13 protein-coding genes are annotated in these 14,870 nt (G+C 67.1%); 4 read left to right on the plus strand and 9 right to left on the minus strand.

Going from position 1 to position 14,870, the window contains the following annotated elements; genetic code table 11:
* The 4 genes from N792_RS13100 to N792_RS13110 all read left to right on the plus strand — a co-directional run.
* Nucleotides 1-294: mercuric transporter MerT family protein (locus N792_RS13100; RefSeq protein ID WP_036196069.1), on the plus strand; the 294-nt coding region annotated here is incomplete at its 5' end.
* A gap of 8 nt (nucleotides 295-302) precedes the next feature.
* Entirely contained in the window at nucleotides 303-590 is a 288-nt protein-coding gene (locus N792_RS13105) for a heavy-metal-associated domain-containing protein (protein WP_017355169.1), read from the plus strand.
* A complete protein-coding gene (locus tag N792_RS14230; protein ID WP_465251337.1) occupies nucleotides 520-795 on the plus strand; it encodes a GDCCVxC domain-containing (seleno)protein in 276 nt (91 codons plus the stop codon). The genes N792_RS13105 and N792_RS14230 overlap by 71 nt, the downstream gene beginning before the upstream one ends.
* Before the next feature lie 94 nt (nucleotides 796-889).
* Complete coding sequence (locus tag N792_RS13110) at nucleotides 890-2,089, plus strand: hypothetical protein (RefSeq protein ID WP_036196073.1); 1,200 nt, start codon at nucleotides 890-892, stop codon at nucleotides 2,087-2,089.
* A 36-nt stretch (nucleotides 2,090-2,125) separates the two neighbouring features.
* Here the strand turns inward: N792_RS13110 and N792_RS13115 are convergent, their stop codons facing one another.
* The 9 genes from N792_RS13115 to N792_RS13155 all read right to left on the minus strand — a co-directional run.
* Nucleotides 2,126-3,229: an acetate/propionate family kinase gene (locus N792_RS13115; protein ID WP_036196077.1), complete on the minus strand. Its 1,104-nt coding sequence runs from the start codon at nucleotides 3,227-3,229 to the stop codon at nucleotides 2,126-2,128.
* A 19-nt stretch (nucleotides 3,230-3,248) separates the two neighbouring features.
* The gene (locus N792_RS13120) at nucleotides 3,249-5,324 is read right to left on the minus strand and encodes a heavy metal translocating P-type ATPase (protein WP_224743841.1); all 2,076 of its coding nucleotides are present in this window, start codon (nucleotides 5,322-5,324) and stop codon (nucleotides 3,249-3,251) included.
* Nucleotides 5,325-5,387: 63 nt separating this feature from the next.
* Nucleotides 5,388-6,980 carry an ABC1 kinase family protein gene (locus N792_RS13125; RefSeq protein WP_036196098.1) on the minus strand — a complete coding sequence of 531 codons (1,593 nt, stop codon included), beginning with the start codon at nucleotides 6,978-6,980 and terminating at the stop codon, nucleotides 5,388-5,390.
* Nucleotides 6,981-7,005: 25 nt separating this feature from the next.
* On the minus strand, nucleotides 7,006-9,471 hold the full coding sequence (locus N792_RS13130) for a phosphoketolase family protein (protein ID WP_224743840.1): 2,466 nt from the start codon (nucleotides 9,469-9,471) through the stop codon (nucleotides 7,006-7,008).
* Nucleotides 9,468-10,382 carry a ribose-phosphate diphosphokinase gene (locus N792_RS13135; RefSeq protein WP_036196083.1) on the minus strand — a complete coding sequence of 305 codons (915 nt, stop codon included), beginning with the start codon at nucleotides 10,380-10,382 and terminating at the stop codon, nucleotides 9,468-9,470. The genes N792_RS13130 and N792_RS13135 overlap by 4 nt, the downstream gene beginning before the upstream one ends.
* Nucleotides 10,379-11,896, minus strand: coding sequence for a thymidine phosphorylase family protein (locus N792_RS13140; RefSeq protein ID WP_036196086.1), 1,518 nt, complete (start codon nucleotides 11,894-11,896; stop codon nucleotides 10,379-10,381). The genes N792_RS13135 and N792_RS13140 overlap by 4 nt, the downstream gene beginning before the upstream one ends.
* Nucleotides 11,893-13,278, minus strand: coding sequence for an MBL fold metallo-hydrolase RNA specificity domain-containing protein (locus N792_RS13145; protein ID WP_036196089.1), 1,386 nt, complete (start codon nucleotides 13,276-13,278; stop codon nucleotides 11,893-11,895). The genes N792_RS13140 and N792_RS13145 overlap by 4 nt, the downstream gene beginning before the upstream one ends.
* 22 nt (nucleotides 13,279-13,300) lie before the next feature.
* Nucleotides 13,301-13,741 (minus strand): hypothetical protein, encoded by a 441-nt coding sequence (locus tag N792_RS13150; protein ID WP_224743839.1) that lies wholly within the window; start codon nucleotides 13,739-13,741, stop codon nucleotides 13,301-13,303.
* A gap of 86 nt (nucleotides 13,742-13,827) precedes the next feature.
* The coding region (locus N792_RS13155) for an efflux RND transporter permease subunit (protein ID WP_036196095.1) at nucleotides 13,828-14,870 on the minus strand (1,043 nt) is incomplete at its 5' end.

Raw genomic sequence — 14,870 nt, forward strand, 5'->3', positions numbered from 1 at the left:
GGCGCATCGGTCTGCTGCGTCGTGCCGCTGGTGCTGGTCCTGCTGGGCATCAGTGGCGCCTGGATCGGCACCCTGACAGCTCTCGATCCCTTGAGGCCCTGGTTCAGCGCCGCCGCCGTACTGTCCTTGGCCGTGGCGTTTTGGATGCTGTATCGACCGGCGGCACGGTGCGGTGTGGATGGCAGTTGCATCGCCCCGGACGCTCTGCGACGCAGGCGACGTTGGCTCTGGTTGGCGACAGCCCTCATCGTCCTGTTGCTGCTGTTTCCCTATTACATCGTCTGGATTCTGTAGGAGGCGCGATGCACAAGTGGATACTGGCCCTGGTGGCTGCTCTGTCGGTCGGTGCCGCTCTTGCGACGCCCGCAACCGTAGTGATGCTCGATGCTGAGAACATGACCTGTCCCGCCTGCGGCATCACCATCAGGAAGGCGCTGGAGAAGGTGCCGGGCGTGGCCGATGTGAAGGTGGACACCCGGGCTGAAACAGTCACGGTGACGTTCGAATCGAGCCAGACGGATGCAGCCGGAATCGCGCGTGCAGTCACGGAAGCAGGCTTCCCGGCCAAGGTGCGGACTGGCGGTGAGTGACGTCAAGCTGGAAAGCATCTTGACCTGCCCGGAGTGCGGCCATCGGGCGACCGAGACAATGCCCATCACAGCGTGTCAATTCTTCTATGAGTGCACGGGCTGTGGAGCGGTTTTGCGTCCGCATCAAGGCGACTGCTGTGTGTTCTGCTCGTTCGGAACAGTGCCATGTCCACCGATCCAACAGAACAATCCCTGTTGTGGTTGAACCGCGGACTCCGATAATAGTTGGACAGACAGGCTGCGAGATCGACTGTGCCACCCTGGAAAGCGCGCCGCTCAACCAGCGGTGTGCATGCGAAGTGGTCGACATCCTCCGTCTGCACGAGTCGATCCGGGGTGCCTTTCCGGAGTTCACGACTGATCCCGCCGTACACGCGCACTTATTTTCACCCTATGCCTTGTTCGTTGATCGGCCCGCGTTGGAGGCCATGGGACGAGTCGCGGCGGCGGTCTTCGACGTCGCAGGAAACCCGGGATATAGCCAACGGGTCCTGCAATGGGCCCCTGACATTGCAACCCATGATCCGGGTTCGGCGGGGGGCGTCCTGGGTCTGGACTTTCACCTGACGGTCGATGGGCCGCGGCTGATCGAGGTCAACACCAATCCAGGCGGTCTGCTCCTCAATGCCTTGTTGCTCGATGCCGTGCGGTCTTGCGCGCCGCCAGCATGGGCCACCTGGACCAACGCGGCCCAAGCGCGTGATGCGGCCGTCACGGCCTGGATGGAGGATGCTCGGCAGCAATCCGGGCGCACGCCGTCGCGCCTGGCCATCGTGGACAGCACTCCGCGAGCGCAGTTCCTTTACCCCGAGTTTGAGCTGTACGCGAACGCGTTTCGGGACCATGGCGTGGACTGCGTGATCAGCGCTCCCGAGGATTTGTCGTTTGGTTCGGACGGGCTTGAGGATGCCCACGGTCGAATCGACACTGTCTACAACCGGTTGACCGATTTCGCGCTCGAGGATGCCTCGCATGCAGACATTCGTGAGGCTTACCTGGCAGGGGACGTCGCGCTGATGCCGCATCCCCGAGCACACGCGCTGTTTGCCGACAAGCGCAACCTTGCGGTGCTCGGGGACCCGGCTCTGCTCGGCGGGTTCGGGGTCGATGCGGGTTCGACGGCACTGCTGGGCCAGGTGATCCCGCCCACGGTCGAACTCGTGCCCGCGAACCGGGATGCGTTGTGGGCAGTGCGCAACGGATATTTCTTCAAGCCTGCAGCAGGGTTTGGCAGCCGTGGGAGTTATCGGGGCGACAAGTTGACCCGGCGGACTTGGGCGTCTATGGCGTCGGCGACCTACATCGCACAGGCCTTCGCGCCACCGAGCATGCGGATCGTGCATGGGGGCCAGTCCCTCAAGGCGGATGTGCGCTGCTTCGCGTCCGAGGCGGGTGTCCTGTTGTTCGCGGCCAGGCTGTACCAGGGCCAGACCACGAACATGCGCACCCCCGGTGGTGGATTCGCAGCGGTGCTCACGTCGTCACGGATCGAGGAGTGATTCCCCACCGGAGCCGACCCTTGGGGCGTGTCGTGGCTACAGCCAGGCGAGTGCCGATTCAGCCAGTTCGCGCTCCTCATCGATCGCGACGTTCCATATGCTCGGCCCGCCCCCGCGGTCGATCCGCGTGGCTCCAGCATCGTTGACGTCAGGTGCCAGCGCCAGGCCGAGCCAGGCCAGTCGCGCGACGATGCGAGCCCGCAAAACCGGCGCGCGATGGCCGATGCCGCCGGAAAAGACGACATGGTCGAGACCGCCAATTGCCGTGGCCATGGCCGCGATGGACTGCGCAATCCGGACTGCAAAGAGCTCCACGGCAAGCTGGGCCTGCGGGCCGGGATCCGTCAGCAACACGCGCATGTCGCCATGGCCGGCGATTCCGGCAAGGCCTGCACTGCGGTACAGGCCGTTTTCAAGCGCCTGCGCATCCAGGCGTTCATGCCTCAGCAGATACAGCAACGCGCCGGGATCGAGATCTCCGGAGCGGGTAGGGCTCGGGATTCCACCCAGCGGAGTGAGCGCCATGGTGGTGTCGCGGCTGCGGCCGCCCTCGACGGCGCAGACGCTGCAGCCACCCCCCAGATGCGCGAAGACAGCGCGGCCCTTCAGGATTCCAGCGTCGTGGCTGGCCACTATGCGGAGCGCGGAGGCAAAGGCGAGTCCATGGAAACCGTAGCGGCGGATGCCCAGCGCATCCCATGCTTCAGGGACAGGCAAGCGCCGGCTCCAGGGCGCGAGCGACGCGTGGAAGTCGGTGTCGAAGGCCACGCCTTGGCGCGCGTGCGGCCAACGCATGCGCGCGGCACGCGCGAAAGCGAGGGCTACCGGCTGGTGCAAGGGTGCGAACGGCACCAATGCATCCAGTTTCGCGAGCACGGTTTCGTCGAGCTCGCGGGCGTCGTGCAGGTCACCGCCATGTACGATTCGGTGCACCACCACGTCGGGGCTGGGCCACGGCTCCGACAATGCCTCGAGCAGGGTGGCAAGGCGCTCCTGCGCATCCACGCCGACTGGAATTTCGGCCCGGGAGCGCTCGAGCAGACGAGACTGCGCGCCGTGTCCCTCAGTGTTGAACAGATAGGACGCGCCCTTGAGGGTGGACGAGCCAACGTTGAGTGCAAGAAGCCGGCGCGTGGTCACAGGTGTCCCCGAATCATGTTCATGGGGACCGCACCGCCCGGCGCAACAACTGCGCATTGATTGCCACAACGACGGTGCTCAGCGACATGAGCACTGCCCCAAGCGCAGGTTGCAGCAGGATCCCCCATGCGGCGAGAACGCCAGCGGCGAGAGGGATGGCGACGATGTTGTAGCCGGCGGCCCACCACAGGTTCTGGATCATCTTGCGATAGGTGGCCTTGCTCAATTCGATGATCGCTGGCACGTCGCGCGGGTCGCTGCGCACGAGTACGACGTCGCCGGCCTCGACCGCGACGTCCGTCCCTGTGCCGATGGCGATGCCGACGTCGGACGTGAGCAGCGCCGGAGCGTCATTGACACCGTCACCCACCATCGCGACGCGCTTGCCCTGGGCCTGCAGCTCCTCGATCTTTGCCACCTTGTCCTCGGGCAATACCTCGGCGAAGACGGTGTCGATGTTGAGTTCCTTCGCGACCGCGTTTGCGACCGCCGTGGAATCACCCGTCAGCAGGACAACCTCCAGTCCTTCGTCGTGCAGCCGCTTGACCGCGTCGAACGATTCGGGACGGATGGCATCCGCGATCGCAAATACGGCGAGCACCCGGTCGCCTTCCACCAGGTAGGTTGCAGATTGACCATCGGCTGCCGCTGATTCGGCAGCCCGCCGAAGCGTCTCCGGCGGTTCGACCGCGAGCATTCTCAACAGACCCGGCCCGCCAACGTGAAGCGAGCGCTCCTCGACGACTGCGCGCACGCCGCGTCCCGGCATGGACTCGAAGTCCTGCGACATCGGAACGTCGATGCCATGTTCCTTGGCGCTGGTCATCAGCGCCTGCGCGATCGGATGTTCAGCGTCGCGCTGGACCGACGCGGCCACGCGAAGCACCTCGTCGTCGGTGAGTCCATCGGCGGCAGTGGTCTTCACGACGCGGTGCGAACCGAGCGTGAGCGTGCCTGTCTTGTCGAACACGACCGTGTTCAGCAAACGGGCCTCTTCCAGGCCGCGTCGATCGCGCACGAGCAGGCCGTTCCGTGCGCCAATCGTGGTCGAGATGGCGGTCACCAGCGGAATGGCCAGGCCCAGCGCATGGGGACAGGCGATCACGAGCACGGTCACTACGCGCTCGATCGTGAAGCTCCACGGTCGACCGAGGAGTGGCCAGACAATGGCGGTAACCGCGGCGGAGACGATGGCGATGATCGTGAGGTAGAACGCCGCCCGGTCCGCCAGGGCCTGGGCGCGCGAGCGCGACGTCTGGGCCTGCTCGACGAGCCGCATGATACCCGCGAGCGCGGTCTCGTCGCCGGTTCCCGTCACCTCGACACGCAACGAGCCCTGTCCGTTGACGGTGCCGGCGATCACCCGGTCGCCCGTCGACTTGTCCATCGGCTTGGACTCGCCGGTGATCATCGCTTCGTTGACGGCGCTGGTCCCTTCCTTCACGACGCCGTCGGCGGGAATGCTCGCGCCGGGCCTGATGAGCAGCAGGTCGCCGCGCTTCAGTTCCGCGACAGGGACTTCCTTCGCGGTACCGGCCTCATCCAACCGCACCGCCATATCAGGCAGCAGCTTCGCGAGTTCCTTGAGAGCGCCCTGTGCCTGGTTGATCGAACGCATCTCGATCCAGTGGCCGAGCAACATGATCGCCACCAGCGTCGCCAGCTCCCACCACAGGTCCAAGCCCTCGACAACGCCGAGCGTGACCAACGCGCTGTAAAGGAAGGCGACGGTGATCGCAAGCGAGATCAGCGTCATCATGCCCGGCAGGCGATTTCTCAGCTCGTGGTATCCGCCGCGGAGGAACGGCCAGCCGCCGTAGAAGTACACGATCGTGCCGAACACCGCCGGGATGTACGCCGACCCCGGGAACTGTGGTGCGGTGTAGTCGAACCAATGCTGGATCATCCCGCTCCAGATCAGAGTGGGGATGGTCAGCAGCAGCGTGAACCAGAACTTGTCGCGGAAGCTCGCCACGCTGTGGCCGGCATGCTTGTCGTGCCCGGCATGGACGTCACCTTCAGCACCCGTGCGGGGATGCGGCGGTTGCTCGCCGTGCGCCTGATGATCTTGATGATGATGATTGCGTTGCGTCATGGGTCTGCCTTCCTGAATGCACTGATGCACCGGGCACCAGCGGGGAGATAGATCAGTGTTCTGTTACAAGTGTCCCGATCTGGCGATGGCCATCACCAGCCGCAGTGAGAGCAATCCCGCAGCAGCGAAGGCCACGATCGCCAGGAAAGGCATGTGACCGAACACTTGCGGGCCGTCGGAATGCAGGCTCAACAGCGCACCGCTTACGTACAGGCCCAAGGTGACCAGGGCCAACGCCAGCCGGTTGCCCGTGCGCGCGATTGCCTCCTGCGTGGAACTCAGGCCATGGTGGTGTACGGAGAAGGCGGGTCGTCCGTCGCTCAGTTGCGCCTGCCGCAACAGGTCGGTGGCGATCTGTGGCAGTTGGCGCGCAGTGCGGGCCAGCCGCATGGCAAGCGGCCTGTTGCCGCTGGGGCGGCTGGCTTCGGCAATGTCGGCGATCGCGGCCGCCTGCGCGGACAGCGTCCCCAGCAGGTCCAGATCCGGATCCAGCGCCCGCAGCGTGTTCTCGACCAGGAACAGCGTCCGGATCAGGGACAGCAGGTGGGCCGGAAGCCGGAAGCCAGCGCCCTGCCCAATGCGTGCCACGCGCCAGATTGCCTCGGCAATGGACCACTGCGCCAGCGGACGGCTGGCCATCTCGGCCAGGATCAGGTGGATCTCGCGCACATGCGAGCGGCGGTCGACCTGCGGCGGGAAGAAGCCCATGGCGATCGCTGCATCCAGCACGCCCTCGGCGTCGTCGGCCGCAATGGCCTCGACCATGCCGCCGAGCGCGAGCCGGGATGCAGGGTCGAGCACGCCGATCGAGCCAAAGTCATGCAGGCACAGGCGACCGTCGTCAAAGAAGAACAGATTCCCCGGGTGCGGGTCGGCATGGAAGACGCCGGCGCCGAAGAGCTGATGCACGTAGGCACCGAGCAGCGCCCTTGCCAGTGCGGGAGCCGCCGCCGTTCCATAAGCGGCTTCCAGGCGGGTGCCGTGGCTACGATCCTGGACCAGCACGTCGCGGGTGGCGTAGGGCTCAACGACATGTGGCTGTGTGATGCCGGGCAGGGCATCGAGCACCTTCGCCATGCGGCGCATGTTCTGCGCCTCGTGACGCATGTCGATTTCATCGCGCAGGAATGCGCCCAGCTCGTCCACCAGTTCGAGGGGGCGGTGTCGCTTCAGAGGCGGCCAGATCCACTGGGCTACGCGCAGCGTGCGTCGAAGCAGCCGCAGGTCAGCCTGCACTTGAGCGTGGATGCCGGGCCGGGTGACCTTGACGACCACGTCGCGACCGTCATGCATGCGTGCCGGATGGATCTGAGCCACCGACGCGGCGGCCAGCGGATGGTCATCGAAGCTGGCGAAAAGCTCTTCGACGGAGGCGCCGAACGCCTGCTCGACCATGTGTCTGGCCTGGTCCGCAGGAAATGCCGGCACGTCGCTGTGCAACCGCGACAATGCCTCGCGATAGGGCGCCGGCAGCAGGTCCCAGCGCAGGCTCAAACCCTGGCCCAGCTTGACGAAGGTGGTACCCAGCCCCACCAGGGTGGCGCTGACGTACGCGGGAAGCCGTTCGGGTCTGCGTCGGCGCAGGCGCAACACCGCGACCCCGAGAGTCAGTCCGGCCCAGGCGATCTGGCCTCCGCGGCGCACCGTGCCCGCCATCAGCGCGAGGTCCTGGCCGGCCGGCTCACGATGCCGGCCCCGCTTCCGCGCGCAGGATGGCGGTCGGATCGCCGCGACCATCCACGGCCGCCAGCTCCGCTTCGGACAGCAGGTTGTCGCGGGACTCGCCGAGGACGCCCGCAGCCGCGTCAACCACGTGCGCCCAGGTGCTGCGGTTGGCGAACAGCAGGCCCGGCACGTCCAGTGTGCCGCCCCGGTTGACGAAGCCCAGCGCCGCGGTGGTGGTGGGGCCGGTGTCGAGTCGGCGCAGCGCACCGAGGAAGGGCTCCGGACGGGTGTGGGTAACGAATACGCGCGGCCGGCCCACCGGAAACAGCGCTTGGACCGCACTGTCGGAGTGCACGTACCTTGCCTCCCCCGGATCGCGCGGGGCGCGAAATCGGCCGGGTTCGGCGAGATAGACGATCGCGGCCGACATTCCGCGTGCGGCCAGACGCGCCTGTGCGCGGCGCACTTCCTGCAGCTGGTACGCGCCGGTGGCCACCAGCAGGATCGCCGCCGTCTCCGGATCGCCGGCGAGGCATGTTGCGCCGGTCTCGGCCAGTGCCTGGGCCTGCTGCGGGGTCAGCTCATGAGGCACCGGACGCTTGGGAACGACCAGTGTGGTGACCGTGCCCCGTTGCGCGTAGGCGCGGGCGAGGGCGGCGGCAGCGCCATTGGCGTCCGGCGGGAACACCACGCGCGAAATGTCGGCCATTTCGCCCATGAGTGCCTCGGCCATGGTCGGATCCTGGTGGGACTGTTCGTTCTTCGCGTTCTCCCACGTGTGCGAGGTCAGCACCAGGGGCACGCCCAGCCAGCCGGGTGGGCGCCCGGCCTGGGCCTGGTGGCGGGCGAAGATCAGTTCCTGACGTACGGCGCCGAGCATCTTCGGTGCAAACGCCTCGTAGGTGACCACCAGGTTTAGCCCGCCCTTGTTGCCGAGCGCCGCGCAGACCACGGCTTCTTCGTTGAGCGCAGTGATGACCGCGCCGGTTGGCGATTCGGCGACGCCGGGCTCGGGCTCGTGCACCCGGTGCTTCATCGCGTCCAGGGTCCGGTCGAGCTTGTTGCTGCGCAGCTCATCGGGATTGCCCACGCGCACCCGCAGTCCCGGATTCGCCTCGGCGATGGCGACGAACTGCTCGTCGAGTGCGGTCATTGGCGAGCTCTCGCCTCCGGCGCCGCGGTCGGCGATCGCTGGAACGCGAGGCGGATCCACTTGGCGATCGGCCAACGCATGGTCGCGCTCGCGCACCCGCTGCTGGAGATCGTGGCTGTTGAGTGCGGCAATGGCCTCCTCAAGCTCGGACGCGGCCACGAACAGCGCCGAGGCGCCTTCATTGAACAGCGCGCGTGCCTCGGCATCCTTCGCTGGATTCCCGGGCAGGGGCAGGTTGTGCGAAGCGTTGGTTCCGGCGCCGGGGAAGCCGAAGCCCTTCACGGTTTCGGCGATGCCATAGGGCAGCCGCACGTCGGTATCGGGGACTGCGGCGCCAGCTTGCAGGCGCGCCTCCATCACATGGATACCCCACGCGATGCTGGCAGGATCGCGCCCGTCCAGCGCGATCGGATCAAAGCCGTTCAATCGCAGGTGCCGGTCCAACCACCGCTCGCCGCCCTGCTGGGTGATCTGACTGCGTTGTTCGATGCGCCGCCCGTTGAGGATGATGATCGGGCTGACCAGCCCGCTGTCCTCGGCACGCCACCAGCGCGGCGCCCAGTCGCTGCCGCGCTGTTCCTCGAACGCCCCGTCACTCAGGAAGGCGACCAGACGCTCGTCCTTCAGTGGCGCATGCACGTACTGCAGTTCGGCAAAGCCGAGATAGCCGCCTTCCATCACGCCCCCGGCGGTGTGCGCATTGACGTGGGAGCCCAGGGGTGACGCCGGCGTCCCGTCCGGATTGAGGGTGTAGGCGTAGAAGTCGCCGACGAACCGGCTCAGCCCCGCGTCGGACCGGTCATAGCGTTCCGCGTGCCTGGCCGTCATGTTGCCAACCAGCAGGTTCAGCGCGTCGATGGCAGCCACACAGTGCCCCTGGCCCATCATCCATGCGCGAGTGACGCCGTCCAGAGCGTCCATCAGCAGGTAACCGGCGTAGGCCGGCACCATGTTGAGGGATCCGCCGGTGTGGCCTTCGGGCGTGGCCTTGAAGTCATCGGTCTCGAGGGCCACACCGTCGGTACGGACCCGCTGGCTGTAGGTCATGTGCGCCACCAGCCACATGCCGGCGCTGGTGACGCGATCGGCCGCAGCGAGCCGCTGCCAGGCGGTGCCGGCATCGGGCGTGCGGCCCAGGGCAACCAGCTCGTCGACCATCTGACGGACCCGCAGCTGGGTGAGCGGGTCATGCCGGATCACGCCGTAGCCGGCAGCCCAGTGGGCGAAGGCGGGATCAGCCTGCCGGTGGGCGTCGGCCAGTTCAAGGATCCTCTGGCGCTCGGCGGCCGACAGCTGGTCGGCAGTGCAGCAGTTGAGATGCAGGTTCATGGGTCCTCCGGGGAGTCGGTCGAAGCGGTCATCAAGGCCGAGGCCGCGTCAGCGAGGTCCGCGCCCAGCGCGATCGCGTTTGACGGGTGGGGAATGGTGTCGGTACTGACGATGCGGGCCAGGCCCGCCTCCTGCAGACGGGCATAGGCGTCGCCCGCGAACACTGGATGGATGGCGACCAGCAGCGGTGGGGGGAGGGTCAGCCGCCGCAGGTGCGCGAGGGTCTCCAGGATCGTGTGGCCGGACGACACGATGTCGTCGATCAGGACCGGGGTCCGGCCGGCCACGGCTTGCGGGTCGGGCAGGCTCACGCGCACGTCGTAGTCGCCGTGCCGCTCCTTGGCCAGCACCTGGTAGGGCATACCGCACCGGGCCGCAATATCGGCGACCCATTGCTCACTCTCGCTGTCCGGTCCGATCAGCACCGCGTCGGGGACCGTCTCTGCGATCCAGCGGGCCACGGCTGGCGTCGCCGACACGTGGGCCGTCGGAATCCGGTACAGCGACTGCAGGCGCTCGACGCGATGCAGGTGCGGATCCACGGTCACCAGCCAGTCGAAGGCCTCCTCGAGAAACTGCGCGAACAGCGGCGTACTGACCGCCTCGCCGGGCTGGAAGCGGGTGTCCTGGCGCATATAGCCCAGGTACGGTGCGATCAGGCCGACCGAGCGCGCCCCGAACTCGCGCGCGGCCCGGGCGGCGAAGCGCAACGGGAGGGCCAGGGCATCTGCGTTGCGCAGGCTGGCCAAGATCGCCACATCGGCGCCGTCCAGCGCGTCGTCCAGGGTGACCAGCGACTCGCCATCGGGGAAGTGCCGCCAGGCCACGGGTGAAACCCGCGCCTGTAGGGGCGTGGCGAAGGTGCCAGCCAAGGCCGCATCGGCCGGGAACGGCATCAGTACACGGTTCATGGGATCTCCGCGAGGACAAAGGGTTGCAACGCCGCAGCGTGCTCAAGGGCGTAAGCCAGTTCTCCCGCCGACTCCGCATGCAGGGTCATCAGGGGCTGTCCGCGCTCGACCGCATCGCCGACCCGCAGACCGGTCTCCAGGCCGGCGGTGGGGGATGTCGGTGCGCCGGCCAGTTTGGCCAGCTTGGCCAGCCTGCGGTTGTCGATCTCCGCGATCCGGCCCGATGCTTTTGCCGGGACGTCGGCGGTGAATGCTGCCCGCGGCGGTTCGCGGAAGCCTCCCTGGGCCTCGCAGATCGCCAAGAATTTGGCCAGCGCCGCCCCGGAATCCAGCACGCTGCGCGCGCGCTCCAGTCCGGTGCCGGCGCTGCTGCCCGGTGCCATGTCCAACAGTGCCGCGGACAGCGTAAGTGCGCGTTCGCGAAGGTCGGCGGGTGCATCGGCTGCGTTGCGCAGTACCTTGAGCACATCGTGCGCCTCGAGCGCCGGGCCGATTCCCCGACCCACCGGCTGGGTTCCGTCGGAGCGATGGATGCCCAACTGCAATCCAAGCGCACCTGCGGTGTGTGCAAGCCGTGTGGTGAGGCTGTGGGCCGCAGCCTCACCACGCACCTTGGCGGTCGGACCCACCGGCATGTCGATCAGGACGTGGGTTGAGCCAGCGGCAATCTTCTTCGACAGCACGCTGGCGACCAGTTGGCCGTCGCTGTCGAAATCCAGCGGGCGCTGGACCCGGATCAGGATGTCGTCGGCCGGGCTCAGGCGCACGTTGCCGCCCCAGACGATGCAGCCGCCCTCGCGCTCCACCACCCGCCGCATCGCCGGCAGGTCGAGCGCCACCGGCGCCATGACTTCCATGGTGTCGGCGGTGCCCGCGGGCGACGTGATGGCGCGCGATGAGGTCTTCGGAATGCGGTAGCCCAGCGCAGCCACGATGGCCACCACGATCGGGGTGGTGCGATTGCCCGGCAGGCCGCCCACGCAATGTTTGTCCAGCACCGGCCCTTCGCCCCAGTCCAGGCGCTGGCCCACGAAGATCATGGCCCGCGTCAGCGCGGTCGTCTCCGCATGGTCCAGGCGGTCGCCCGCGCTGGCCGTGACGAACGCGGCAAGCTCCAGGTCCGACAACCTGCTTTCCATCACGTCCTGCACCAGGGCGAGGTACTGCGCGTCGTCCAGCTTTGCACCGAACACCTTGGCGCGGAGCGCACCTGCCGACGCCGCGGGTTGAGCGTGCCGGATCCCGGCCATGGCACCGGACATGGGATCGAGCAACGTCCACGCGACCTCCGACAGCGCTACCTCGTCCAGGCCGAGCCGATCGTCAACGACCACATTCAGCGTCGCCACCAACGTGCGCGTGCCCACGTCCAGCCTCACGCGCGTCATCGCAGCAAAGCCTTCCGAGCGGCAGACTTCACAGTCGCGGTGCATGTAGACCACCGGCTGCTGGTAGGTGTCGATGCCGGCACGGGTGACCCGCAGGCGAGTGTGGCCTGGGGCCTGTGGGGTCATCGCCCATCCTCCAGTTCAACGCGCTCCAGGTGCTCCGGCACGCGTGCGCGCCAGCCTAGTTCACGCTGCACGCGCCCGCGCAGCGTGTCGGCTGCGTCGGGCTCGCCGTGAGTGAGGTAGACGATGCGCGGCGCGGACGGCGCGGTGCGCATCCAGTCCAGCAATTCCCCGGCGTCGGCGTGACCTGAGAAGCCTTCCAGCTGCACTACCTCGGCGCGGATGGGCACCTCGCGGCCGAACATGCGCAGCGTGCGCTTTCCTGCCGCCAGCGCGGCACCGCGTGTTCCGCCGGCCTGGTAGCCCGCCAGCAGGATCGCGTTGCGGTCATCCGGGCCGAACGCCTCGATGTGGTGAAGCACCCGGCCGCCGGTCACCATGCCGCTGGCGGAGATGATGATCATCGGGCCGCGCTGGCGGTTGAGCGCCTTCGATTCCTCCACCGTGTTGACGAAGGTGGCCACATCGAACATCCGCTGGCAGTCCTCTTCGGACACGTGGTGCTCGGAATGGTGGGCGTGGTAGTGCCGAGTGGCATTGATCGCCATCGGACTGTTGAGGTAGACCGGCACGCGAGGGATCTCCTTGCGCTCACGCAGCCGGGCGATATGCAGCATGAGCGCCTGGGCGCGGCCGATGGCAAAGGCGGGGATGACGATCACGCCCCCGCGGGCAGCGACGCGGCGGATGATGGGGGCCAACTCCGCCTCCTGGTCGATCGGAACGTGTTCGCGATTGCCATATGTGGACTCACAGACCAGTACGTCACAGGCGGGCAGGGGCGTCGGGGGATTCATCAGCGACTCCTGCTGCCGTCCCAGGTCGCCGCTGAAGTGCAGACGCTGGCCCTGGACGTCCAGACTGACGTGGGCGGCGCCCAGGATATGGCCAGCGGGATGGAAGCGGACCGTAACCCCTGCGCATACCTCGATGTCGCGCCCGTAGTCATTTCCCTTGAGCTGTTTCAGGCTGCGGCGAGCATCATCCTCGGTATAGAGCGGTCGCGGCTCCTTGTGCTTCGAGTAGCCCTTGCGCGCGGCGTACTTCGCTTCTTCTTCGAGCAGGTGCCCGCTGTCGGGAAGCAGCAGGCCACACAGGGCGACGCTGCCATGGGTGCAGTGGACCCGGCCGCGGAACCCCTGCTTGACCAGAGCCGGCAAGTAGCCCGAATGGTCCAGGTGGGCGTGGGTCAGGACCACCGCATCGATTGAGGCCGGGTCGACGGGAAACGGAGCCCAGTTGCGGTCGCGCAATTGCTTGTAGCCCTGGAAGAGGCCGCAGTCGACGAGCACGCGCTGGCCATTGGACTCGACCAAATAGCGCGAGCCGGTCACAGTGCCCGCGGCACCGAGGAACTGGAGGGTGGGACTGGTTTCGTTGTTCATGGGTGCTCCTATGGGCCGGCGGCTACGCCGCGGTGTCGAGAGAGGAAGAGGAGGGGGTCGCGGCGGTGCGCGGGACCAGCCGAACACGGCGTAGCAGCATTGCGTTGACCGCCACGATGACCGAGCTTCCCGACATCGACAGGGCGGCGATCTCCGGCGAAAGCACAACCGGATAGAGCACGCCGGCCGCCAGCGGAAACGCCAGGACGTTGTAGCCCACGGCCCAACCCAGGTTCTGGTGCATCTGCGCAGGGTGGCGCGGGCGATGGTGGTCGCGCACGACGTCATAGGGGTCGCTGTGCATGAGCACGACGTCCGCGCTTTCGATTGCGACGTCGGTGCCGGCGCCTATCGCGAAGCCAACGTCGGCCTGGGTGAGCGCCGGTGCGTCGTTGATACCGGCGCCAACCATGTCAACCATGCCGACCTTGAGGCCCTGCGATTGAAGCTTGATGACTGACATTGCCCGGACGCGCCGCGGGCGGCCGGGAGAGCGGGTCCGCGCGTACGCGGACCGCCTGTGCTCAGGTGCGTTGAAAGTGGGCCACATCACGGCAGTTCTGCCGGAAGTGCGGTGGGCGCAGAAGCCTTTCTGGCCAGCTGGTACTGCTTGACCAGCGCATAGATCACCGGGATCACCACCAGCGTGAGCACCGTCGACGATGCCATGCCGCCGACCATCGGAGCGGCGATGCGGCGGGTCACTTCGGAGCCGGCTCCCGTGCTCCACATGATCGGCAGCAGCCCGGCGGTAATGGCGACGACGGTCATCATCTTCGGCCGTACACGATCCACCGCGCCGGTGACGATCGCCTCCTGCAGGTCCTCCAGGCTGACGGGGCGTCCCTGCGCCTGCCGTGTTTTCGCCATCGCCTCCAATGCCTGGTCAAGGTAGATCAACATGATCACCCCGGTCTCGGCGGCCACGCCGGCCAATGCAATGAAGCCCACCGCGACCGCAACGCTCATGTTGTAGTCCAGCGCCCACATCAACCAGATGCCGCCGACGAGCGCGAAGGGCACCGACAGCATCACGATCAGCGATTCGGTCACCCGCCGGAAGTTCAGGTACAGCAGCAGGAAGATCAGCATCAGGGTTACTGGCACGACGATTTTCATCTTCGCGGCGGCGCGTTGCATGTACTCGTACTGGCCGCTCCAAGTGGCGTAGTAGCCCGGCGGAAACTCGACCGCCTCCGCCACGGCGGCCTGCGCCAGGCGGACGTATTCGCCAAGGTCGCTGTTGCGGGTATCCACGTAGACGTAGGCGGACAGCAAAGCGTTCTCGGTGCGGATCTCCGTCGCGCCGCGGTTGATCGACAGCGTCGCCAGTTCGCCCAGCGGGATCTGCGCGCCGTCCGCGGTGGCGACCAGTACCTCGCTGGCGATCGTCTGCGGGTCGTCGCGCAGTTCACGCGGATAGCGCACGATGACTCCGAACCGTTCGCGCCCCTCGATCGTGGTGGTCACCAGCTCTCCCCCCAGCGCTGCCGAGATCACGCCCTGCACGTCGCCGACGGTCAGTCCGTAGCGTGCCAGTTGGCGGGCGTCGGGCTGGATATCCAGGTAGTAGCCGCCGGTCAGCCGCTCGG

Source organism: Lysobacter concretionis Ko07 = DSM 16239 (genome assembly GCF_000768345.1).
In the GTDB taxonomy this organism is placed as follows: Bacteria; Pseudomonadota; Gammaproteobacteria; order Xanthomonadales; family Xanthomonadaceae; genus Novilysobacter; species Novilysobacter concretionis.

What these genes read in the sequence shown, in the direction of transcription:
- N792_RS13105 (WP_017355169.1), top strand. Translation starts at nt 303, where the DNA reads ATGCACAAGTGGATACTGGCCCTGGTGGCTGCTCTGTCGGTCGGTGCC.
- N792_RS14230 (WP_465251337.1), top strand. Translation starts at nt 520, where the DNA reads ATGCAGCCGGAATCGCGCGTGCAGTCACGGAAGCAGGCTTCCCGGCCA.
- N792_RS13120 (WP_224743841.1), bottom strand. Translation starts at nt 5,324, where the DNA reads ATGACGCAACGCAATCATCATCATCAAGATCATCAGGCGCACGGCGAG.
- N792_RS13125 (WP_036196098.1), bottom strand. Translation starts at nt 6,980, where the DNA reads ATGGCGGGCACGGTGCGCCGCGGAGGCCAGATCGCCTGGGCCGGACTG.
- N792_RS13130 (WP_224743840.1), bottom strand. Translation starts at nt 9,471, where the DNA reads ATGAACCTGCATCTCAACTGCTGCACTGCCGACCAGCTGTCGGCCGCC.
- N792_RS13135 (WP_036196083.1), bottom strand. Translation starts at nt 10,382, where the DNA reads ATGAACCGTGTACTGATGCCGTTCCCGGCCGATGCGGCCTTGGCTGGC.
- N792_RS13140 (WP_036196086.1), bottom strand. Translation starts at nt 11,896, where the DNA reads ATGACCCCACAGGCCCCAGGCCACACTCGCCTGCGGGTCACCCGTGCC.
- N792_RS13145 (WP_036196089.1), bottom strand. Translation starts at nt 13,278, where the DNA reads ATGAACAACGAAACCAGTCCCACCCTCCAGTTCCTCGGTGCCGCGGGC.
- N792_RS13150 (WP_224743839.1), bottom strand. Translation starts at nt 13,741, where the DNA reads ATGTCAGTCATCAAGCTTCAATCGCAGGGCCTCAAGGTCGGCATGGTT.